This is a genomic window from Streptomyces sp. NPDC003697, assembly GCF_053587115.1.
This window is the reverse complement of sequence record NZ_JBSFNN010000044.1, coordinates 18,857-41,325: the sequence shown is the minus strand read 5'-3', so window position 1 is coordinate 41,325 and position 22,469 is coordinate 18,857. Positions and strand designations below refer to the sequence as shown.

The following is a 22,469-nucleotide window of genomic DNA, read 5'->3' as shown; positions in this document are numbered from 1 at the left end:
GACCCGACCTGGCCGAGCGGGCCCGGCGTCCGCCGGCCGGCCGGGGGCGGCGGAACGCCCCGGGGCCCGGCGGTGGTCGCCCACCCCGGGCCCCGGTGACAGTGACCGGCCGTGCCGGCGTGGACTCAGCCGCCGAACTCGTGCAGTCCCTTGAGCGCCTGGTCGAGGAGGGCCTGGCGGCCCTCCAGCTCCCGTTCGAGCTTGTCGGCCCGGGAGGTGTTGCCCTGGGTGCGGGCCTGCTCGATCTGGCCCCTCAGCTTGTCCACCGCGGCCTGGAGCTGACCCGTCAGGCCCTCGGCACGTGCCCGGGCCTCCGGGTTCGTCCGGCGCCACTCGGTCTCCTCGGCCTCCTGGATCGCCCGGTCGACGGTCTGCATCCGGCCCTCGACCCGCGGACGGGCGTCGCGCGGCACGTGACCGATGGCCTCCCAGCGCTCGTTGATCGAACGGAAGGCGGCCCGGGCGGCCTTGAGGTCCGTGATCGGCAGGAGCTTCTCGGCCTCCTGGGCCAGCTCCTCCTTCAGCTTCAGGTTCTCCGCCTGCTCGGCGTCCCGCTCGGCGAAGACCGCGCTGCGGGCGGCGAAGAAGACGTCCTGGGCGCCGCGGAAGCGGTTCCACAGGTCGTCCTCGTGCTCGCGCTGGGCGCGGCCCGCGGCCTTCCACTCCGCCATCAGCTCGCGGTAACGGGCCGCGGTGACACCCCAGTCCGTCGACTCCGAGAGCGCCTCGGCCTCGGCGACCAGCCGTTCCTTGGTCTTGCGGGCCTCCTCGCGCTGCGCGTCCAGCTGCGCGAAGTGGGCCTTGCGCCGCTTGGAGAACGCCGACCGCGCGTGCGAGAAGCGGTGCCACAGCTCGTCGTCGGACTTGCGGTCGAGGCGCGGCAGTCCCTTCCAGGTGTCCACGAGCGCGCGCAGCCGCTCACCGGCCACCCGCCACTGGTCGGACCGGGCCAGTTCCTCCGCCTCGTCGACCAGCGCCTCCTTGGCGTGCCGGGCCTCGTCGGCCTGCCGGGCGCGCTGCGCCTTGCGCTCCTCGCGGCGTGCCTCGACCGTCCGGACCAGCTGGTCCAGGCGGGCGCGCAGGGCGTCCAGATCACCGACCGCGTGGTGCGCGTCGATCTGATCCCGGAGATGGTCGATGGCGGCCTGGGCGTCCTTCGCCGAAAGGTCGGTGGTCCGCACGCGCTTCTCGAGGAGGCCGATTTCGACGACCAGGCCCTCGTACTTGCGTTCGAAGTAGGCAAGCGCCTCCTCGGGGGAGCCGGCCTGCCAGGAACCGACGACCTGCTCGCCGTCGGCCGTCCGCACGTACACGGTCCCCGTCTCGTCGACGCGGCCCCACGGGTCGCTGCTCACAGCGCCTCCTCCACATGATGCCTGCGAGGGGCCTTCGCTCCCCCGGGCATCGTCCACAGTTTCGTCACCGCCAACATAGGCGACCGGCGGGTTGCCTGTCCGCATCCTGCGCGACCGAAATCTCGCGGTTGACGTCAGGATTTCGCGACGGTGGCCTTGTCGATCACGACCGTCGCGTTGGGTGCCCCGTCACCCGCGCCGGTGTTCTCACCCGCGTCGGCGATCTTCTTCAGCACCTTCAGCCCGGATGCGGAGACGGTACCGAACGGTGCGTAGTTGGGCGGCAGCTGACTGTCCTGGTAGACCAGGAAGAACTGGCTCCCGCCGGTGTGCGGCCGGCCGGTGTTCGCCATCGCCACCGTGCCGGCCGGGTAGACGTTCCCCTTCAGGCTCTTGTCCTTGAGATTCTCGTCGGGAAGGGTGTACCCGGGACCGCCGCTGCCGGTTCCCGTCGGGTCGCCGCACTGCAGTACGTAGATGCCGTTCGTGGTGAGCCGGTGGCACTTGGTGTGGTCGAAGTAGCCCTTGCCGGCCAGGAAGTCGAACGAGTTCACGGTGTGCGGCGCGGCCGCGGCCTTCAGGGCCACGTCTATCTCGCCGCACGTCGTGTCCAGCTTGAGCGAGTACGCCGCCGACCTGTCGATCGTCATCGCCGGCTCCTTCTTCCAGCTCAGCTTCTTCACCGAACCCGCGGCGGCCTTCTCGCACGGGTCGGGCGCCTTGCTGGGCGAGGCGCTGGGGGAGACGTCCGCACTGGCGCCGGCCTTGCCGTCGTCGTTCTTCAGGACACCGGTCGTGTACAGCGCGACGCTGCCGATGACGACCACGCCGAGCACCGACGCGATCACGGAGTTGCGCATGCGCGCTTTGCGCCGCGCGGCGGTGCGCCGCTGCTGCTGCCGCAAGAACTTCTCCCGGGCGAGCTGACGCTGCCGCTGTTCCTGGCTGACCACCGGGTTCTCTCCTCATGCGTCTGGGGTGCCGGCCGGTGCGCGTGCGTCCCGCGGCCGACCGCCTGCGTTGTGCCCCGTACCGTATATGGGTTCGCTGAGGAATCGGCAGCGCCGGTAGGCTCTGACGACGGGCGGGCCACGCGCAGCCACGCGTATCCGCCCGGGACCACCCGTACCGACACAACGAAGGACGATCGTGCTCATTGCCGGGTTCCCCGCCGGGGCCTGGGGGACGAACTGCTACCTCGTCGCCCCCGCCGCCGGTGAGGAGTGCGTGATCATCGACCCCGGCCACCAGGCCGCCCAGGGTGTCGAGGACGCGCTCAGGAAGCATCGCCTCAAGCCCGTCGCCGTCGTCCTCACCCACGGCCACATCGACCACGTGGCCTCCGTCGTCCCCGTGTGCGGCGCCCACGGCGTACCCGCCTGGATCCACCCCGCCGACCGCTACATGATGAGCGACCCGGAGAAGGCGCTCGGCCGTTCCATCGGGATGCCGCTGATGGGCGAGCTGACCGTGGGGGAGCCGGACGACGTCGAGGAGCTGACCGACGGCGCCGGGCTGGAGCTGGCCGGCCTGGAGTTCTCCGTCGCGCACGCGCCCGGCCATACCAAGGGGTCGGTGACCTTCCGGATGCCCGAGAGCCCCGACGTCCCGTCGGTCCTCTTCTCCGGGGATCTGCTCTTCGCCGGCTCCATCGGACGCACCGACCTGCCCGGCGGTGACATGGCCGAGATGCTCGACTCGCTGGCCCGCGTGTGCCTGCCGCTCGACGACTCGACCGTGGTGCTGTCCGGACACGGCCCCCAGACGACCATCGGCCAGGAGCGCGCCACCAACCCCTATCTGCGGCAGGTGGCGGCGGGCGGCCAGGAGCAGAGCGCCCGGCCCGCTCCCCGACGAGGAATGTGACGAGAGACTTCGTGAGCACCTTCAAGGCCCCCAGGGGCACGTACGACCTGATCCCACCGGACTCCGCGAAGTACCTCGCGGTCCGGGAGGCGATCGCGGCCCCCCTGCGCAACTCCGGCTACGGCTACATCGAGACGCCCGGCTTCGAGAACGTGGAGCTGTTCGCGCGCGGCGTCGGCGAGTCCACCGACATCGTGACCAAGGAGATGTACGCCTTCGAGACCAAGGGCGGCGACAGGCTGGCGCTGCGCCCCGAGGGCACCGCCTCCGTCCTGCGCGCCGCGCTGGAGGCCGGCCTGCACAAGGCGGGCAACCTGCCGGTCAAGCTCTGGTACTCGGGCTCGTACTACCGCTACGAGCGCCCCCAGAAGGGCCGTTACCGCCACTTCTCGCAGGTCGGCGCCGAGGCGATCGGTGCGGAGGACCCGGCGCTGGACGCCGAGCTGATCATCCTCGCCGACCAGGCGTACCGCTCCCTGGGCCTGCGCACCTTCCGCATCCTGCTCAACAGCCTCGGCGACAAGGAGTGCCGTCCGGTCTACCGCGCCGCCCTGCAGGACTTCCTGCGCGGCCTCGACCTCGACGAGGACACCCGCCACCGCATCGAGATCAACCCGCTGCGCGTGCTGGACGACAAGCGCGAGTCGGTGCAGAAGCAGCTGACGGGCGCCCCGCTGCTGCGCGACTACCTGTGCGACGCGTGCAAGGCGTACCACGAGGAGGTCCGCGAGCTGATCACGGCGGCGGGCGTGGCCTTCGAGGACGACCCGAAACTGGTGCGCGGTCTGGACTACTACACCCGCACGACCTTCGAGTTCGTCCACGACGGCCTCGGCTCGCAGTCCGCGGTGGGCGGCGGCGGCCGCTACGACGGCCTGTCGGAGATGATCGGCGGTCCCGCGCTGCCGTCGGTGGGCTGGGCGCTGGGCGTCGACCGTACGGTGCTGGCGCTGGAGGCGGAAGGCATCGAGCTCGAACTGCCCGCCGCCACGAGCGTGTTCGCCGTGCCGCTCGGCGAGGAGGCCCGCCGCGTGCTCTTCGGGAAGGTCACCGAGCTGCGCAAGAACGGCATCGCCGCCGACTTCTCCTACGGTCACAAGGGCCTCAAGGGCGCCATGAAGAACGCCAACCGCAGCGGCGCCCGCTACGCCGTGGTGGCCGGCGAACGCGACCTCGCCGAGGGCGTCGTCCAGCTCAAGGACATGGAGTCCGGCGAGCAGACGCCGATCGGGGTCAACGAGATCGTGGCGGAACTGGAGTCACGGCTCGGCTGAGACACCGCCGGGGGCGCCGGGTGCCGTGAGGCGCCCGGCGCCTCGCCCCGGGTCCGGGCGCGAAGTGCCGCATGCCCCACCGGGACGGTCAACCTCACGGGCGCGGATTCGGCCGGCCCGACGATTCTCCCCGCACGGGCACACGCGTGCGCCGGCCGGCCGCCCCGGCCCCGGGACGGGCGCCCCCGGCCGCGAGCGGAGCCCATGGAACCCAGCGGATTCCCCCGCACGAGCTCGTGCCCGCGCGGCGGGGCCGGCCGGCCCGGGCAGCGCGTTTCCGCTGGTCGGAGCCGGGTGGCGGCTGCGGCGACGACGTGGCGCGACGGTGCTCCCGGACCGCCCGCCCGGGTCCCGACCGCACCCCGGAGACACGGCTGCCGCCCGCTCTGGGCCTCGTCCGCCGCCGGGCGCGCGGAGGGCGCCGCGCGCACTCCTTATGCGGATCGAACGGTGGACAGCCGCGCCCGTGCGGCAGAATGGCCCGTGCCCGAAGCAGGTTCAGCTCTCGAGTGACGGAATCGGCGTGATGAGCAAGACGACAGTCAGGGACGTCTCTACCGAGCGCGAGCCGGAACCCTCGGTACCCGGGCCACGGACGGTGGAGGGCAGCCGCGCCTTCGGCCTGCTGCTGGTGATCACCGGCGCGGCCGGACTGCTCGCGGCGTGGGTCATCACGATCGACAAGTTCAAGATCCTCGAAGGCAAGGTGAGCGGCAAGACGTTCACCCCCAGCTGCAGCATCAACCCGATCATCTCGTGCGGCAGCGTCATGGAGTCCAAGCAGGCCGGGGTCTTCGGCTTCCCGAACCCGATGCTCGGCCTGGTCGCCTACGGCATCGTCGTCTGCGTCGGGATGAGCCTGCTGGCCCGCGCCCGCTTCCCCCGCTGGTACTGGCTGACCTTCAACTTCGGCACGCTCTTCGGTGTCTGCTTCGTCACCTGGCTGCAGTTCCAGTCGCTGTACCGCATCAACGCGCTGTGCCTGTGGTGCTCGCTGGCCTGGGTCGCCACGATCGTCATGTTCTGGTACGTGACCTCGTTCAACGCCCGCAACGGCTTCCTGCCCGTGCCGCGCCCGGTGAAGACCTTCCTCGCCGAGTTCACCTGGGTGCTGCCGGTCACGCACTGCGGAGTCGTCGTCATGCTGATCCTGACCCGCTGGGGCGGCAGCCTCTGGGCCTGAGCCCGGGCCTGAGCCCGGGCCACGAACGCGGGCCGTCGGGCCCGGAGCCGGACCGCACCGGCTCCGGGCCCGACGGCGTTGTCGGTGCGGTGACATAAGGTTGCCGTCGTGGAGCCCGACCTGTTCACCGCCGCAGCAGAAGAACGCCAGGAGAGGGAACCGGCAGCAAGCCCCCTGGCGGTACGGATGCGCCCGCGCACCCTCGACGAGGTGGTGGGCCAGCAGCACCTGCTCAAGCCGGGCTCACCCCTGCGCAGACTGGTCGGCGAGGGCTCGGGCGGCCCGGCCGGACCCTCCTCCGTGATCCTCTGGGGCCCGCCCGGCACCGGCAAGACGACGCTGGCCTATGTGGTCTCCAAGGCCACCAACAAGCGCTTCGTGGAGCTGTCGGCGATCACCGCGGGCGTCAAGGAGGTCCGCGCGGTCATCGACGGCGCCCGCCGCGCCTCCGGCGGCTACGGCCAGGAGACCGTCCTCTTCCTCGACGAGATCCACCGCTTCAGCAAGGCCCAGCAGGACTCCCTGCTCCCCGCCGTGGAGAACCGCTGGGTGACCCTCATCGCGGCCACCACGGAGAACCCGTACTTCTCCGTGATCTCCCCGCTGCTGTCCCGCTCCCTCCTCCTCACCCTCGAACCCCTCACCGACGACGACGTCCGGGGCCTGCTGCGCCGCGCGCTCACCGACGAGCGCGGCCTCGGGGACGCCGTCGGCCTCCCCGAGGACACCGAGGAGCACCTGCTGCGCATCGCCGGGGGCGACGCCCGCCGCGCCCTGACCGCGCTGGAGGCCGCCGCCGGGGCCGCCCTGGACAAGGGCGAGAGCGAGATCGCCCTCACGACGCTGGAGGAGACGGTCGACCGGGCGGCCGTGACGTACGACCGCGACGGCGACCAGCACTACGACGTCGCCAGCGCCCTGATCAAGTCCATCCGCGGCTCCGACGTCGACGCGGCCCTGCACTACCTCGCGCGGATGATCGACGCCGGGGAGGACCCCCGCTTCATCGCCCGCCGCCTGATGATCTCCGCCAGCGAGGACATCGGCCTGGCCGATCCGAACGCCCTGCCGATCGCGGTCGCCGCCGCCCAGGCCGTCGCCATGATCGGCTTCCCGGAGGCCGCGCTCACCCTGAGCCACGCCACCATCGCCCTCGCCCTGGCCCCGAAGTCGAACTCGGCGACCACCGCGATCGGCGCCGCGCTGGAGGACGTGCGCAAGGGCCTGGCCGGACCGGTGCCGCGCCACCTGCGGGACGGGCACTACAAGGGCGCGGCCAAGCTCGGGCACGCGCGGGGCTATGTGTACCCGCACGACCTGCCCGAGGGCATCGCCGCCCAGCAGTACGCCCCGGACGCCCTGAAGGATCGCGAGTACTACGCCCCCGGCCGGCACGGCGCGGAGGCCCGGTACGCGGACGCGGTCGAGTGGACCCGCAAGCACCTCGGGCGGAAGCGGTCCTGAACGCCCTGTAGGATGTCCCGGAGCGCTGAGTCCCGCGTCCGGCACCTCGCAAGAGGCACCGGCACCACCAGAGCGGGACATCCAGCCGGAGACCCGGCCCCCGGGCAGGGGATCTCCAGGAGCGTCGCGCACCGGCGAACGGTGTCGCGGGCAGCCCACCACCACCCGGAGTACCGGGACAGGTCGGTGGGCCACTCGCGTGCTGCACGTATGTGCCCAGACCAGGGGAGCGGCTGCCCGCCAGGTCCGCGCAGCGGACCCGGAGGGTTTCCCCGGCTGCGGATGCGACCTCCCCTAACCCTGGTGAAGCCGTATTCGCACAGAAAAAATTGAGGTGTTTGGTTCATGGCGAACCAGTCCCGCCCCAAGGTCAAGAAGTCGCGTGCCCTCGGCATCGCGCTGACCCCGAAGGCCGTCAAGTACTTCGAGGCCCGTCCCTACCCGCCGGGTGAGCACGGCCGTGGCCGCAAGCAGAACTCGGACTACAAGGTCCGTCTGCTGGAGAAGCAGCGCCTGCGCGCTCAGTACGACGTCTCCGAGCGCCAGCTGGTGCGCGCCTACGAGCGTGCCTCCAAGGTTCAGGGCAAGACCGGTGAGGCCCTGATCGTCGAGCTCGAGAAGCGCCTTGACGCCCTGGTCCTGCGTTCGGGCATCGCCCGCACGATCTACCAGGCCCGTCAGATGGTCGTCCACGGTCACATCCAGGTCAACGGCAGGAAGGTCGACAAGCCGTCCTTCGTGGTCCGTCCCGACGACGTGATCCAGGTCCGCGACCGCAGCCGTGACAAGACGCTGTTCCAGATCGCCCGTGAGGGCGGCTTCGCCCCCGAGGGCGAGACCCCGCGCTACCTGCAGGTGAACCTCAAGTCCCTGGCGTTCCGCCTGGACCGCGAGCCGAACCGCAAGGAGATCCCGGTGATCTGCGACGAGCAGCTCGTCGTCGAGTACTACGCCCGCTGATCACCAGCAGGCGCCGGTACCACCTCAGCCCGCCGTCTCCCCGCCCTTCCGGACGGGCGAGGCGGCGGGCTCGCGCGTGTCCCCCGCGGGACGCGGCGCGGGCAGCGCGGGGCGCGGCGGCCCGCCCCCTTCCAGCGCGCGGGCCACGGCCGCCGCGCGGCCCAGCCGCGCCCCACGCCGCCGGCACTCCTCGTACCGCTCGTCACCCAGCCGCTCCCGGGCCCGCGCCGCGCACAGCTCGTGCGGCGCGTTGTAGTAGGCCGAGCCGAACAGCCGGAGCCCCACCGACGGCCACATGACGCTCGCGGCGCCCTGCAGTACCGCCGCCTCCGCCGCGTCGCCCTCGTCCACCGTGACCAGCGCCAGCAGCTCCACCGCCAGCACCGAGCCGAGCAGGTCGCGGAAGCCGTACGCGCCGGCCAGGCAGTCGGTGAGCAGGCGCCGGGCACGCGCCGTACCGCCCTCGCGCCAGGCCGCGTACGCCAGCACGTACAGCGCGTAGTTGCGGGCCCACCGCTCGCCGTGCTCCTCGCACACGCGGTGCACGTCCTCGCACATCCGCACCGCCTCCGGCAGGCCGCCCCGGAACGCCCGGGCCATCGCCAGCTCGACCCGGGCCATGAGCACGTTGCTGTTGAGCTCGCCTGCTTCCTCGTACCGGTCCAGCGCCGAGCGCAGCAGCCGCTCCGCGCCCGCCATGTCGTCCGCGACCAGCGCCAGGCACCCGGTGCGGTGCTCCGCGTACGCCACCGCCGTCCGGCACCCGGTGCGCTCCGCCGTCTCCCGGCACTCCTGAAGCACCGCGGGCGCGGTCACCGTGTCGCCCTGCAGGACCGCCACATAGCCGAGCACCCACAGCGCCTTCAGCCGGGTCGGCGCGTGGCCGCCGTCGAGCGCGACGGCCCGCGTCAGCCAGTGCCGGCCCTCCGACAACCGCCCGCAGCCCACCCAGCAGAACCACAGCGAGCCCGCCAGGCACTGCGCCAGACGCGCCTCGCCCGGCACGGCCAGGCAGTACTCCAGCGCCCCGCGCAGATTCGGCAGATCCACCCCGACCCGCGCGGCCACCTCCGCCTGCCGGTGCGAGAACCACTCCAGCTCGCAGGAGGCGGCGAGCCCCAGGTACCAGTCGCGGTGGCGGCGCCGCAGCCGGACAGCGTCTCCCGTCGCCTCCAGCCAGTCCGCGCCGTAGGCCCGGACCGTGTCCAGCATCCGGTGGCGCGGGCCGGCCGCCGTCTCCTCCCGTACCAGCACCGACTGCGCGAGCAGCTCGCCCAGCGCGTCGGCGACCTCGGCCGCGGGCAGACCGTCACCGCTGCACACGTACTCGACGGCCTCCAGGTCGAACGGCCCGGCGAACACCGACAGCCGCGCCCACAGCAGCCGCTCCCGGCCGCCGGCGAGCTCGTGGCTCCAGCCGATCGTGGTGCGCAGCGTCCGGTGCCGGGGCAGCGCCTGCGGACCGCCGCCGGTCAGCACCCGGAAGCGGTCGTCCAGCCGGGCCAGCAGCTGCGCCGGCGGCAGCGCCGGCAGCCGCCCCGCCGCCAGCTCGAGGGCCAGCGGGATGCCGTCCAGGCGCCGGCACAGCTCCCGTGCCTCCGGGCCGTCGGCGACGGACACGCCCTGCCGGCCGGCGCGCTCGGCCAGCAGCCGCACCGCGTCGTCCTCGGGCAGCGGCCCGAGGGGGAACAGCCGCTCACCCGGCACGCCGAGCGGCCGGCGTCCCACCGCGAGCACCGTCAGGCCCGGCGCCCGCCGCAGCAGCTCGGTCACCAGCCCGGCGCACGCCTCCACCAGGTGCTCGAACCCGTCGAGGACCAGCAGCAGCCGGCGCCCGGCGAGCCGGTCGAGGAGAGCGACGCGCGGCGGCCGCGCGGTGTGGTCGGTCAGACCCAGGGCCTCCGCCATCGCGTGGTCGACGAACTCCGGGTCGCGGACGGGGTCCAGCTCGACGCGTCTCACGCGGTCCGGAGCGTTCGCGCGGGCCGCCGCCCGGGCGGCGAGGCGTGATTTGCCCACCCCGCCGGGGCCCGTCACCGTCACCAGCCGCGCGGTCGCCAGCGCTCGCGCCAGCCCGGCCAGTTCGGTCGTGCGGCCCACGAACGCGTCGAGCTCCGGTGGCAGATCGCCGGACGCGGAGCTTTGAGGAACTCGCATGGGATACGCAGCGTACTGAAACGTGTTCGGTGCGTACAATCGCTTCGCGCAACTCCGCAGCACGCGGGCGGTAATCCGGTACGGAGCCCCGTCACCGGCGCGATAGGCTCGGTGCAGACCTTTAGATGTTGCACGTTTCAGGGAGCGGGTGCGCACAGTGTCCGGTGGAGAGGTGGCCGGGATCCTGGTGGCCGTCTTCTGGGCGATCCTGGTCTCCTTCCTCGCCGTCGCACTGGTGAGGCTGGCCCAGACGCTCAAGGCGACCACCAAGCTCGTGGCGGACGTGACCGAGCAGGCCGTTCCGCTGCTGGCCGACGCCTCCCGGGCGGTGCGTTCCGCGCAGACCCAGATCGAGCGGGTCGACGCGATCGCCTCGGACGTCCAGGAGGTCACGTCCAACGCGTCCGCGCTGTCCACCACCGTCGCGTCCACCTTCGGCGGCCCCCTGGTCAAGGTCGCCGCCTTCGGCTACGGCGTGCGCCGGGCCATGGGGGGCGGCCGCCGGGAGGACGTGCCCGCCAAGGAACCGCGGCGTACCGTGATCGTGGGCCGCACCGTCCCGGCCGCACGGCGGGGGAAGCGGAACAACCGGGAGAAGTAAGGACTAGCGATGTTCCGCCGTACGTTCTGGTTCACCTCAGGCGTCGCCGCCGGTGTGTGGGCCACCACCAAGGTCAACCGCAAGCTGCGGCAACTCACCCCCGAGAGCCTGGCCGCCGCCGCGGCGAACAAGGCGATCGAGGCCGGCCACCGGATCAAGGACCGAGCGGTGGGCTTCGCCCTCGACGTCCGCGACAACATGGCCCAGCGGGAGGCCGAACTCGGCGAGGCGCTGGGGCTGAACGCGCCCGTCGACACCGGACTCCCGGCACCCAGGCGGTACGCCGCCATCGAGAACGACCCGGAGTACGTCGAGACGCGGACGTACTCGCAGACGAAGCACCCGTACAACCGGAATGAGGACCACTGATGGAGTCGGCTGAGATCCGCCGCCGCTGGCTGAGCTTCTTCGAGGAGCGCGGGCACACCGTCGTCCCTTCGGCGTCGCTCATCGCGGACGACCCGACTCTGCTCCTCGTCCCGGCCGGCATGGTGCCCTTCAAGCCCTACTTCCTGGGTGAGGTCAAGCCGCCGTTCCCGCGCGCCACCAGCGTGCAGAAGTGCGTGCGCACGCCCGACATCGAAGAGGTCGGCAAGACCACGCGGCACGGCACGTTCTTCCAGATGTGCGGCAACTTCTCCTTCGGCGACTACTTCAAGGAAGGAGCCATCAAGCTCGCCTGGGAGCTGCTCACCTCCTCCCAGGACGAGGGCGGCTACGGCCTCGACCCCGAGCGCCTGTGGATCACCGTCTACGAGGACGACGACGAGGCCGAGCAGATCTGGCACGAGGTGGTCGGCGTGCCCAGGGAGCGCATCCAGCGCCTGGGCAAGAAGGACAACTTCTGGTCCATGGGCGTCCCCGGCCCCTGCGGCCCCTGCTCCGAGATCAACTACGACCGCGGTCCCGAGTTCGGCGCCGAGGGCGGCCCCGCCGTCAACGACGAGCGGTACGTGGAGATCTGGAACCTCGTCTTCATGCAGTACGAGCGGGGCGAGGGCACCGGCAAGGACGACTTCGAGATCCTCGGGGACCTGCCGAGCAAGAACATCGACACCGGCCTCGGTCTCGAGCGGCTCGCCATGATTCTGCAGGGCGTGCAGAACATGTACGAGATCGACACCTCCATGGCCGTCATCGAGAAGGCCACCGAGCTGACCGGCGTCCGCTACGGCGACGCCCACGACTCGGACGTGTCCCTGCGCGTGGTCACCGACCACATGCGGACCGCCACGATGCTCATCGGCGACGGCGTCACCCCCGGCAACGAGGGCCGCGGTTACGTCCTGCGCCGCATCATGCGCCGCGCCATCCGCAACATGCGCCTGCTCGGCGCCACCGGCCCGGTCGTCAGGGACCTGATCGACACCGTGATCGGCATGATGGGCCAGCAGTACCCGGAGCTGGTCACCGACCGCGAGCGCATCGAGAAGGTCGCCCTCGCCGAGGAGAACGCCTTCCTCAAGACGCTGAAGGCCGGCACAAACATCCTCGACACCGCCGTCACCGAGACCAAGCAGTCGGGCGGCACGGTCCTCTCCGGCGACAAGGCCTTCCTGCTCCACGACACCTGGGGCTTCCCGATCGACCTCACCCTGGAGATGGCCGCCGAGCAGGGGCTGTCCGTGGACGAGGACGGCTTCCGCCGCCTGATGAAGGAGCAGCGGGAGCGCGCCAAGGCCGATGCCCAGGCCAAGAAGACCGGCCACGCCGACCTCGGCGCCTACCGCGAGATCGCCGACAGGGCCGGGGCGACCGACTTCATCGGCTACAACGACACCCAGGGCGAGTCGACGGTCGTCGGCATCCTCGTGGACGGCGTGTCCTCCCCGGCCGCCACCGAGGGCGACGAGGTCGAGATCGTCCTCGACCGCACCCCGTTCTACGCCGAGGGCGGCGGCCAGATCGGCGACACCGGCCGCATCAAGGTGGACTCCGGCGCCGTCGTCGAGGTGCGCGACACCCAGAAGCCGGTCCCGGGCGTGTACGTCCACAAGGGCGTCGTCCAGGTCGGCGAGCTCACCGTCGGCGCCAAGGCGCACGCCTCGATCGACTCCCTGCGCCGCAGGGCCATCGCCCGCGCCCACTCGGCCACGCACCTGACCCACCAGGCCCTGCGCGACGCTCTCGGCCCGACGGCCGCCCAGGCCGGTTCGGAGAACCAGCCCGGCCGCTTCCGTTTCGACTTCGGCTCACCGTCGGCGGTTCCGCAGACGGTGATGACCGACGTCGAGCAGAAGATCAACGAGGTGCTCGCCCGCGACCTCGACGTGCGCGCCGACGTCATGGGTATCGACGAGGCCAGGAAGCAGGGCGCCATCGCCGAGTTCGGTGAGAAGTACGGCGAGCGCGTGCGCGTGGTGACCATCGGGGACTTCTCCAAGGAGCTGTGCGGCGGCACGCACGTGCACAACACCGCCCAGCTGGGCCTGGTGAAGCTGCTCGGCGAGTCCTCCATCGGCTCGGGCGTGCGCCGCATCGAGGCCCTGGTCGGCGTCGACGCCTACACCTTCCTCGCCCGCGAGCACACGGTCGTCAACCAGCTCAGCGAACTGCTCAAGGGCCGTCCTGAGGAGCTGCCGGACAAGGTGGCCGGCATGCTCGGCAAGCTGAAGGACGCCGAGAAGGAGATCGAGAAGTTCCGCGCCGAGAAGGTGCTGCAGGCCGCCGCCGGTCTCGCCGAGTCCGCCCGGGACGTCCGCGGGGTCGCCGTGGTGACCGGGCGGGTCCCGGACGGCACCATGCCCGACGACCTGCGCAGGCTGGTCCTCGACGTGCGCGGCCGCGTCCAGGGCGGCCGGGCGGCCGTCGTCGCCCTGTTCACGGTGAACAACGGAAAGCCGCTGACGGTGATCGCCACCAACGAGGGCGCCCGCGAGCGCGGTCTGAAGGCCGGCGACCTGGTCCGCACGGCCGCCAAGACCCTCGGCGGCGGCGGTGGTGGCAAGCCCGACGTCGCCCAGGGCGGCGGCCAGAACCCGGCTGCCGTCGGGGAGGCCGCCGAGGCCGTCGAGCGCCTGGTCGCCGAGACCGCCAAGTAGGAAGCGGTCACGACGATGAGGAGAGGACGCCGGCTCGCGATCGACGTCGGGGACGCCCGGATCGGGGTCGCCTCCTGCGACCCGGACGGGATCCTCGCCACCCCGGTGGAGACGGTCCCGGGCCGGGACGTCCCCGCGGCCTACCGGCGGCTGGGCCGACTCGTGGAGGAGTACGAGCCGATCGAGGTCGTCGTCGGGCTCCCTCGCTCCCTCAAGGGGGGCGAGGGCCCGGCGGCCGTCAAGGTCCGCGGCTTCGCGCGGGAACTGGCCCGCATGATCGCCCCGGTCGGGGTAAGACTGGTGGATGAGCGGATGACGACCGTGACGGCCGGTCAGGGGCTGCGCGCCTCGGGCGTGAAGTCCAAGAAGGGCCGGGCCGTCATCGACCAGGCCGCTGCCGTGGTCATCCTGCAGCAGGCCCTCGAATCCGAACGAGTGTCAGGCGAAGCACCCGGCGAGGGCGTCGAAGTGGGCATCTGATCGCGATACGGTAACGTTCCGCGCGATGCGCCGTTGTTCGAACAGCCGGTGCACAGCAAGAGGCGGAACGGGAGCCGGGGACGAGGGCCGGGCGACCGTCGCCTCGCGGCTCTAGGGGATCGATGACTGAGTATGGCCGGGGCCCAGGCTCCGCACCGTGGCATCCGGAGGACCCGTTGTACGGGGACGGCGGATGGGGAGAGCAGCAGGCCGACGCGGGCCAGCGGTCTCCGTACGGCGGCCGGCCGCAGCACCACCCGCAGCAGCCGCAGCAGCAGTACGGCGACTGGGGGCACCAGCCGCAGGCCGGCTACGGGCAGGACCAGTACCCGCACACCCCGCAGTACGACGAGCAGGGCCACCAGCGGTACGCCGAGCAGGAGCCGCAGCAGTACCGGCAGGACGGCGGCTGGGACACCACCGGTACGCACGCGCACGTGGCGTACCCCGCCGGCGTCGACCCGACCGACCCCTACGGGCAGCAGACCGCCTACCACGCGGAGCAGGCCGACCTCTACAGCACGCCCGAGGCCTATCCGCCGCCGGAGCCGCCGAGCCGCCGCGGTGCGGAACCGGAGCCGCGGCCCGACTGGGACCCCGACCCCGGGCAGGAGGACCACGCGTTCTTCGCCGGGGACGACGACTCCGACTCCGACGACCCCGACGACGACCCGGGGGAGGGCGGTGGCCGCGGCGACCGCCGGGGCCGCGGCGGCAAGAACAGGAACAAGGGCAGGAAACGGCGCAACGGCTGCGCCTGCCTGGTCGTCGTGCTGGTGTTCGGCGGCGGCCTGGCCGGCGTCGGGTACTACGGCTACCAGTTCTACCAAAATCGTTTCGGCGCGCCGCCGGACTACGCGGGTGACGGCACCGACGAGACGGTGACCGTGGAGATCCCGAAGGGTGCCGGCGGGTACGACATCGGCCGGAAACTGAAGCAGGCCGGCGTGGTCAAAAGCGTCGACGCCTTCGTGTCCGCGCAGACGCGCAACCCCGACGGCAACAAGCTCCAGGCGGGTGCCTACCTGCTGAAGAAGCGGATGTCCGCCGACAGCGCGGTCGCTCTGATGCTCGACCCCAAGAGCCAGAACAACGTGATGGTCACGCCGGGTGAGCGCAACGTCCTGGTCTACGCGGCGATCGACAAGAAACTGGAACTGTCCGCGGGGACCACGAGGAAGACCGCCGAGAAGCAGTCCAAGGTCCTCGGCCTGCCGAGCTGGGCGAACACCGGCAAGGAGATCAAGGACCCGCTGGAGGGCTTCCTCTACCCGGGCACCTATCCCGCCGCCAAGGGCATGAAGCCCGAGTCGGTGCTGAAGCAGATGGTCACGCAGGCCAACCAGGCCTACGGCCGCTTCGACCTCGCCGCGAAGGCCAGGGAACTGAACCTGGCCAACCCGCTGCAGGTCATCACGGTCGCCAGCCTCGTCCAGGCCGAGGGCAAGACGCACGACGACTTCCGCAAGATGGCCGAGGTCGTCTACAACCGCCTCAAGCCCACGAACACCGAGACCAACCAGCTGCTGCAGTTCGACTCGACCTTCAACTACCTCAAGGGCGAGAGCAACATCAACATCAGCGAGTCCGAGATCAACAGCAACAAGGACCCGTACAACACCTACACGCGCAAGGGACTGCCGCCCGGGCCGATCGGCAACCCCGGCGACGAGGCGCTCAGGGCGGCCCTGGATCCGACCGACGAGGGCTGGATCTACTTCGTCGCGACCGACGGAATGAACAAGACCGAGTTCGCCCGCACCTACGCCGAGTTCCAGAAGCTCAAGGACAAGTTCAATGCCAGCTCGGGCAACTGAGGCCCGCCGGGCGGCCGTGCTCGGCTCGCCCATCGCCCACTCCCTCTCGCCGGTGCTGCACCGCGCCGCCTACGCGGAACTGGGCCTGGCGAACTGGTCGTACGACCGGTTCGAGGTCGACGAGCCGGCCCTGCCCGGGTTCCTGCGGGAGCTCGGGCCGGAGTGGGCGGGCCTGTCGATCACCATGCCGCTGAAACGGCCCGTCATCCCACTGCTCGACACGATCAGCGAGACCGCGGCCGCCGTCGAGGCGGTCAACACCGTGGTGCTCACCGAGGACGGCCGGCGAGCCGGCGACAACACCGACGTCCCCGGCATGGTCGCCGCCCTGCGCGAGCACGGCATCGAACAGGTCGACTCCGCGGCGGTCCTCGGTGCCGGCGCCACCGCGTCCTCGGCGCTGGCCGCGCTCGCGCGCGTCTGCACCGGCGAGGTCGTCGCCTACGTCCGCAGCGAGGCCCGGGCCGCCGAGATGCGGCAGTGGGGCGAGCGGCTGGGTGTGGAGGTGCGCACCGCCCCCTGGGCGGACGCGGCACAGGCCCTGCGCGCGCCCCTGCTGGTGGCGACCACCCCGGCCGGCACGACGGACGCGCTCGCGGGCGCCGTGCCGGAGCGGCCCGCCACCCTCTTCGACGTCCTCTACGACCCCTGGCCGACCGACCTGGCGGCCCGCTGGTCCATGGTCGGCGGCGCCGTCGTCAGCGGCCTGGACCTGCTCGTGCACCAGGCGGCCCTCCAGGTCGAGCAGATGACGGGCCGCTCCCCGGCCCCGCTGGAGGCCATGCGCCGGGCGGGGGAGAAGGCGCTGTCGGAGCGCTGACGGCGCGGCCGGGAGCAGGCGGACCGCTCCGGCGCGAGCGGACCGGCCGGGCCGGTCCCGTCCGGCCGGGCGTTGCCCGTCCCCGGTGGACTGCCTGCTCGGCGCGGGCGCACGGACCCGTGCCCGCCGGCACTGCCGCGCGCGTGGGTGGGCAGGGGGCACGGGCACCCGCCGTCCCCCGCCGGGGCGTCTCGCCGGGCGTCCGCCTGCTGGACCGTCGGCCGGGCCCGCCCGCCGGACGTGGGAGGATCGGAGATGGCGGGCCAGGGCCGCGCACCCGGCCGCGCCGTCGCAGTTCCAGGCGCGAGCATGAGGAGCACCGTTGAGCAGGTTGCGTTGGCTGACCGCGGGCGAGTCGCACGGCCCCGCACTCGTCGCCACGCTGGAGGGTCTTCCCGCCGGCGTGCCGATCACCACGGACATGGTGGCGGACCACCTCGCGCGGCGGCGCCTGGGTTACGGGCGTGGTGCCCGCATGAAGTTCGAGCGCGACGAGGTCACCTTCCTGGGCGGTGTCCGCCACGGTCGCACCCTCGGCTCGCCCGTGGCGGTCATGGTGGGCAACACGGAGTGGCCCAAGTGGGAGACGGTCATGGCGGCCGATCCGGTCGATCCGGCGGAGCTGGCCGAGCTGGCCCGCAGCGCGCCGCTGACCCGGCCCCGCCCCGGCCACGCCGACCTGGCCGGCATGCAGAAGTACGGCTTCGACGAGGCCCGGCCGATCCTGGAGCGCGCGAGCGCCCGTGAGACGGCGGCCCGGGTGGCGCTGGGCGCGGTGGCGCGGTCGTACCTGAAGGAGACCGCGGGCATCGAGGTCGTCTCGCACGTCGTGGAGCTGGCCTCGGCCAGGGCGCCCTACGGGGTGTACCCGACGCCGGCTGACGTCGAGAAGCTGGACGCCGACCCGGTGCGCTGCCTGGACGCCGACGCGTCCAAGGCGATGGTCGCGGAGATCGACCAGGCCCACAAGGACGGCGACACGCTCGGCGGCGTGGTCGAGGTGCTGGCCTACGGGGTGCCCGTCGGCCTGGGCTCGCACGTGCACTGGGACCGGCGGCTGGACGCCCGGCTCGCGGCGGCGCTCATGGGCATCCAGGCGATCAAGGGCGTGGAGGTCGGCGACGGCTTCGAGCTGGCGCGGGTGCCCGGCTCCCAGGCGCACGACGAGATCCTCGCCACGCCCGAGGGCGTCCGGCGTGCCACGGGCCGCTCCGGCGGCACCGAGGGCGGGCTGTCCACCGGTGAGCTGCTGCGGGTGCGGGCGGCGATGAAGCCGATCGCCACCGTCCCGCGGGCGCTGCGGACGGTGGACGTGGCCACCGGCGAGCCGGCTCAGGCCCACCACCAGCGCTCCGACGTGTGCGCGGTGCCGGCGGCCGGCATCGTCGCCGAGGCCATGGTCGCCCTGGTCCTGGCCGACGCGGTGGCCGAGAAGTTCGGTGGCGACAGCGTGGCCGAGACCGCCCGCAACGTCCGGTCGTACCTCGAGAACCTGGCGATCCGGTGAGCGCCGCGCCTGCCGTGGTCCTGGTCGGGCCGATGGGCGTGGGCAAGTCCACCGTCGGCCGGCTGCTGGCAGACCGTCTCGGGGTGGCGTACCGGGACACCGACGACGACATCGTCGCCGCCGAGGGCCGGACCGTCGCGGAGATCTTCGTCGACGAGGGCGAGCCGGCGTTCCGCGCGATCGAGAAGCAGGCCGTCGCCCGCGCGCTGGCCGAGCACGACGGCGTCCTCGCCCTGGGCGGCGGCGCGATCCTGGACCCGGACACCCGGGCGCTGCTGGGCGGGCTGCGCGTGGTGTACCTGTCGATGGACGTCGAGTCGGCCGTCCGGCGGACCGGCCTGAACGCGGCCCGTCCGCTGCTCGCGGTCAACCCGCGCAAGCAGTGGCGCGAGTTGATGGAGGCCCGCCGCCACCTGTACGAGGAAGTCGCCACGGCCGTGGTGGCCACCGACGGGCGCGGTCCCGAAGAGGTCGCCCGAACCGTCCTGGACGCAGTGGAGTTGAAGGAAGCATGAGCGAGGAAGTGACCCGCATCCACATCGCGGGCACGGCGGGCACCGAACCCTACGACGTGCTCGTCGGACGTCGGCTCCTGGGCGAGCTGGCCGGTCTGATCGGCGACCGGGCCAGGCGGGTCGCGGTCGTGCACCCCGAGGCGCTGGCCGAGACCGGCCAGACGTTGCGGGCCGACCTGGCCGAGCAGGGCTACGAGGCCGTGGCCATCCAGGTCCCCAACGCCGAGGAGGCCAAGACCGCGGAGGTCGCCGCCTACTGCTGGAAGGCGCTGGGGCAGTCCGGGTTCACCCGGAGCGACGTTATCGTCGGCGTCGGCGGCGGCGCGACCACCGACCTCGCCGGTTTCGTGGCGGCGACCTGGCTGCGCGGGGTGCGCTGGATCGCGATCCCGACGACCGTGCTGGCCATGGTGGACGCGGCCGTCGGCGGCAAGACCGGCATCAACACCGCCGAGGGCAAGAATCTCGTGGGTGCCTTCCACCCGCCCGCGGGTGTGCTGTGCGACCTGGCGGCGCTGGACTCGCTGCCCGTCCACGACTACGTCTCGGGCCTCGCGGAGGTGATCAAGGCCGGTTTCATCGCCGACCCGGTGATCCTGGACCTCATCGAGTCCGACCCCCAGGCGGCCCGCACCCCGGCCGGTCCGCACACCGCCGAGCTCATCGAGCGCTCGATCCGGGTCAAGGCCGACGTCGTCTCCACCGACCTCAAGGAGTCGGGCCTCAGGGAGATCCTCAACTACGGGCACACCCTCGGCCACGCCATCGAGAAGAACGAGCGCTACAAATGGCGGCACGGCGCGGCGGTGGCCGTGGGCATGCACTTCGCCGCCGAACTCGGCCGTCTCGCGGGCCGTCTGGACGACGCCACCGCCGACCGGCACCGCACCGTCCTGGAGTCGGTCGGGCTGCCGCTGCACTACCGGTACGACCAGTGGCCCAGGCTGCTGGAGACGATGAAGGTCGACAAGAAGTCCCGCGGCGACCTGCTGCGCTTCATCGTCCTCGACGGCCTGGCCAAGCCCACCGTCCTGGAGGGGCCGGACCCGGCCGTCCTCCTCGCCGCCTACGGCGAAGTGGGGCAGTAGGTCCCGGAAGGCGCCCTTCGCCCGACGCGCCCGCGGCGCCGGGCACTTGGGGCCGTCCCCGGCCGTTCACCACAGGGCGGCCGGGGACGGTACCGTTCGGTGCAGCGGGGCTCTCGCCCGCTGCCAGCGCCCATTGCCTTGTACGAGACGGAGTGGCACCGGATGCAGCACGCAGTGGGGAGTCCGCTGCCGCCGCCCCACCAGCCGGGGCACGGACCGGCCGCCGGCCGGCCGTCGGCCGCACACCACCCGGGTCCCCAGCACCCGGGCGCGCACCAGGGTTCGGCGCCCGTGCCCCCGCCCCCGCCGGGCTACCCCGGCGCGGCGCCGGGCCCGCACCCGCCCGTCGCGCCGCCCCCGCCCCACGCGGCTCCTCCCGTCCCGCCGCTCCACCAGGTCCCGCCGGGCGCGCCGGTCCCGGAGACGACCGGGCACGTCAGGCTGCCCCCGGGCGGCCCGGTGGCCATGCCCAGCGTGCCGCCCGCGGCGGCCGCGCCCGGCGCGGCCGTCACGACCCTCGCGGTGCTGCTGATCGGGCCGGCCGGCGCCGGCAAGACGAGCGTCGCCAAGTACTGGGCCGACCACCGCCGGGTCCCCACCGCGCACATCAGCCTCGACGACGTCCGCGAATGGGTCCGCTCCGGCTTCGCCGACCCGCAGTCCGGCTGGAACGACCACTCCGAGGCCCAGTACCGCCTGGCCCGCCGCACCTGCGGCTTCGCCGCGCGCAACTTCCTCGCCAACGGGATCTCCTGCATCCTCGACGACGCCGTCTTCCCCGACCGGCCGGTCGTCGGCCTCGGCGGCTGGAAGCGGCACGTCGGCCCCGGGCTCCTCCCGGTCGTCCTGCTGCCCGGCCTCGACGTCGTCCTGGAGCGCAACGCCGAGCGCACCGGCAACCGCCGCCTCGGCGACGAGGAGGTCGCGCGCATCCACGGCCGGATGGCCGGCTGGTACGGCTCGGGACTGCCGATCATCGACAACTCCCAGCTCGACGTCCCGGCCACCGCCCGCCTCCTGGACGAGGTCCTGGCCCGTTCGATCGCGAGCCCGCCCAGTTGGTGACGGCGGCGGACCGGGAGAAACCTTCCTTCCTCGCCGCCGTCCTCTTCCACCTGTGACCAGCCGTCCCCGGCACCCCGCAGCGCCCCCGATTGCGGCGGCCGGTGACCGCCCACTCGGCTCTCCCGACCGGCGACATCGGGCCGCCGCTCTTAGGCTCGGTTCATGTCATCAGAGGTGTACGCGGCCCGCCGGGCCCGGCTACGGGAGCGCTGCAACGCGGGCGGCAGCGCGGCGGCGCTGGTGACTCGTCCCGCCAATGTGCGGTACCTCGCGGGAGCGGCCCCGCAGGGTGCCGTCCTGCTGCTCGGCAAACGCGGGGACCTGCTGGTGTGCGTGGGTCCGCCGGAGGAGCGCCCCTACGAGGGCCGCCCCGACGAGACGCTGCCCGTCCAGGTCATGCAGAGACCGGCCGGCGACCCGGCCGTCGCCGCGGCCGACATCGCCGGGACCCAGGGCGCCGACTCCCTCGCCGTGGAGGAGCATCACCTCACCGTGGCACGCCACCGCGCCCTCGCCGCCGTCGCGTCCGGCCTGCGCCTCACCGACCTGGGCAGCGCCGTCGAGCAGTTGAGGGTGGTCAAGGACGAGGAGGAGATCTCCTGCCTGCGGATCGGCGCCGAGATCGCCGACCAGGCGCTCGGCGAACTGCTGGAGTCCATCCTCGTCGGCCGCACCGAGCGCCACCTCGCCCTTGAGCTGGAGCGCCGGCTCGTGGACCACGGCGCCGACGGCCCCGCCTTCCCGACGTCCGTCGCCACGGGCCCGAACTCCGGGCGGCGCGGCCACCGGCCCACCGACCGGCGGGTCGAGGAGGGCGACTTCCTCTCCGTCTGCCTGGGGGCGGCCTACCGCGGCTACCGCTGCGAGATCGGCCGCACCTTCGTCATCGGCACGTCCCCCGCGGACTGGCAGATCCAGCTCTACGACCTGGTCTTCACCGCGCAGCGGGCCGGACGGGAGGCGCTGGCGCCCGGGACCGTCTACCGTGAAGTGGACCGCGCGGCCCGCCAGGTACTCGACGCCGCCGGGTTCGCGGAAGGCCTGCCTCCGCTGATGGGCCACGGCGTGGGACTCGAATTCGACGAGGACCCGCAGCTGGCCCCCACGGCCATGGGTAAACTGGACGCTTGCGTGCCGGTCACCGTCGAACCGGGGGTCCACCTCCCGGGCCGGGGCGGTGTCCGGATCGATGACACGCTCGTCGTGCGCCCCGAGGCGGACGGCGGACCCGAGCTACTCACCATCACGACCAAGGAGCTGCTCGCGCTCTAGCCTC

General features: G+C 72.5%; 19 protein-coding genes. 16 read left to right on the top strand and 3 right to left on the bottom strand.

Annotated elements, in window-relative coordinates; translation table 11 throughout:
* Window positions 1–125: 125 nt before the first annotated feature.
* Together ACWDNY_RS18865 and ACWDNY_RS18860 are read right to left on the bottom strand one after the other, a co-directional pair.
* On the bottom strand, window positions 126–1,355 hold the full coding sequence (locus ACWDNY_RS18865; protein WP_451646894.1) for a DUF349 domain-containing protein: 1,230 nt from the start codon (window positions 1,353–1,355) through the stop codon (window positions 126–128).
* A gap of 134 nt (window positions 1,356–1,489) precedes the next feature.
* Window positions 1,490–2,308, bottom strand: a complete 819-nt coding sequence (locus ACWDNY_RS18860) for a peptidylprolyl isomerase (protein ID WP_451646893.1) — start codon at window positions 2,306–2,308, stop codon at window positions 1,490–1,492.
* Window positions 2,309–2,504: 196 nt separating this feature from the next.
* Here ACWDNY_RS18860 and ACWDNY_RS18855 point away from each other — a divergent pair, with 196 nt between their 5' ends.
* From ACWDNY_RS18855 to rpsD, 5 genes are all read left to right on the top strand, one after another.
* Complete coding sequence (locus ACWDNY_RS18855; protein WP_451646892.1) at window positions 2,505–3,221, top strand: MBL fold metallo-hydrolase; 717 nt, start codon at window positions 2,505–2,507, stop codon at window positions 3,219–3,221.
* Between the two features lie 11 nt (window positions 3,222–3,232).
* A complete protein-coding gene (gene hisS / locus ACWDNY_RS18850; RefSeq protein ID WP_451646891.1) occupies window positions 3,233–4,495 on the top strand; it encodes a histidine--tRNA ligase in 1,263 nt (420 codons plus the stop codon).
* 526 nt (window positions 4,496–5,021) lie between these two features.
* On the top strand, window positions 5,022–5,678 hold the full coding sequence (locus ACWDNY_RS18845; RefSeq protein WP_451646890.1) for a vitamin K epoxide reductase family protein: 657 nt from the start codon (window positions 5,022–5,024) through the stop codon (window positions 5,676–5,678).
* A gap of 108 nt (window positions 5,679–5,786) precedes the next feature.
* On the top strand, window positions 5,787–7,142 hold the full coding sequence (locus ACWDNY_RS18840; RefSeq protein ID WP_451646889.1) for a replication-associated recombination protein A: 1,356 nt from the start codon (window positions 5,787–5,789) through the stop codon (window positions 7,140–7,142).
* Between the two features lie 345 nt (window positions 7,143–7,487).
* Window positions 7,488–8,102, top strand: coding sequence for a 30S ribosomal protein S4 (gene rpsD, locus ACWDNY_RS18835; protein WP_451646888.1), 615 nt, complete (start codon window positions 7,488–7,490; stop codon window positions 8,100–8,102).
* 24 nt (window positions 8,103–8,126) lie between these two features.
* On the opposite strand, the gene ACWDNY_RS18830 is transcribed toward rpsD, so the two are convergent.
* Window positions 8,127–10,259, bottom strand: coding sequence for an ATP-binding protein (locus tag ACWDNY_RS18830; RefSeq protein ID WP_451646887.1), 2,133 nt, complete (start codon window positions 10,257–10,259; stop codon window positions 8,127–8,129).
* Window positions 10,260–10,416: 157 nt separating this feature from the next.
* On the opposite strand from ACWDNY_RS18830, the gene ACWDNY_RS18825 reads away from it, so the two are divergent.
* From ACWDNY_RS18825 to ACWDNY_RS18775, 11 genes are all read left to right on the top strand, one after another.
* Complete coding sequence (locus ACWDNY_RS18825; protein ID WP_451646886.1) at window positions 10,417–10,860, top strand: DUF948 domain-containing protein; 444 nt, start codon at window positions 10,417–10,419, stop codon at window positions 10,858–10,860.
* Between the two features lie 9 nt (window positions 10,861–10,869).
* Window positions 10,870–11,229 carry a hypothetical protein gene (locus ACWDNY_RS18820; RefSeq protein WP_451646885.1) on the top strand — a complete coding sequence of 120 codons (360 nt, stop codon included), beginning with the start codon at window positions 10,870–10,872 and terminating at the stop codon, window positions 11,227–11,229.
* A complete protein-coding gene (gene alaS, locus ACWDNY_RS18815) occupies window positions 11,229–13,901 on the top strand; it encodes an alanine--tRNA ligase (protein ID WP_451646884.1) in 2,673 nt (890 codons plus the stop codon). The genes ACWDNY_RS18820 and alaS overlap by 1 nt, the downstream gene beginning before the upstream one ends.
* A 15-nt stretch (window positions 13,902–13,916) precedes the next feature.
* Window positions 13,917–14,381, top strand: coding sequence for a Holliday junction resolvase RuvX (ruvX, locus tag ACWDNY_RS18810; protein WP_451646883.1), 465 nt, complete (start codon window positions 13,917–13,919; stop codon window positions 14,379–14,381).
* A 122-nt stretch (window positions 14,382–14,503) separates the two neighbouring features.
* A complete protein-coding gene (mltG, locus tag ACWDNY_RS18805) occupies window positions 14,504–16,198 on the top strand; it encodes an endolytic transglycosylase MltG (RefSeq protein ID WP_451646882.1) in 1,695 nt (564 codons plus the stop codon).
* Entirely contained in the window at window positions 16,179–17,018 is an 840-nt protein-coding gene (locus tag ACWDNY_RS18800) for a shikimate dehydrogenase (protein WP_451646881.1), read from the top strand. The genes mltG and ACWDNY_RS18800 overlap by 20 nt, the downstream gene beginning before the upstream one ends.
* 322 nt (window positions 17,019–17,340) lie before the next feature.
* Complete coding sequence (aroC, locus tag ACWDNY_RS18795) at window positions 17,341–18,525, top strand: chorismate synthase (protein WP_451646880.1); 1,185 nt, start codon at window positions 17,341–17,343, stop codon at window positions 18,523–18,525.
* On the top strand, window positions 18,522–19,040 hold the full coding sequence (locus tag ACWDNY_RS18790; RefSeq protein ID WP_451646879.1) for a shikimate kinase: 519 nt from the start codon (window positions 18,522–18,524) through the stop codon (window positions 19,038–19,040). Before aroC ends, ACWDNY_RS18790 begins: the two co-directional genes overlap by 4 nt.
* Window positions 19,037–20,128: a 3-dehydroquinate synthase gene (gene aroB, locus ACWDNY_RS18785; RefSeq protein WP_451646878.1), complete on the top strand. Its 1,092-nt coding sequence runs from the start codon at window positions 19,037–19,039 to the stop codon at window positions 20,126–20,128. The genes ACWDNY_RS18790 and aroB overlap by 4 nt, the downstream gene beginning before the upstream one ends.
* Before the next feature lie 162 nt (window positions 20,129–20,290).
* Window positions 20,291–21,193, top strand: coding sequence for a Pro-rich N-terminal domain-containing protein (locus ACWDNY_RS18780; protein WP_451646877.1), 903 nt, complete (start codon window positions 20,291–20,293; stop codon window positions 21,191–21,193).
* A gap of 162 nt (window positions 21,194–21,355) precedes the next feature.
* Window positions 21,356–22,465, top strand: a complete 1,110-nt coding sequence (locus ACWDNY_RS18775) for an aminopeptidase P family protein (RefSeq protein ID WP_451646876.1) — start codon at window positions 21,356–21,358, stop codon at window positions 22,463–22,465.
* The last annotated feature ends 4 nt before the right edge of the window (window positions 22,466–22,469 follow it).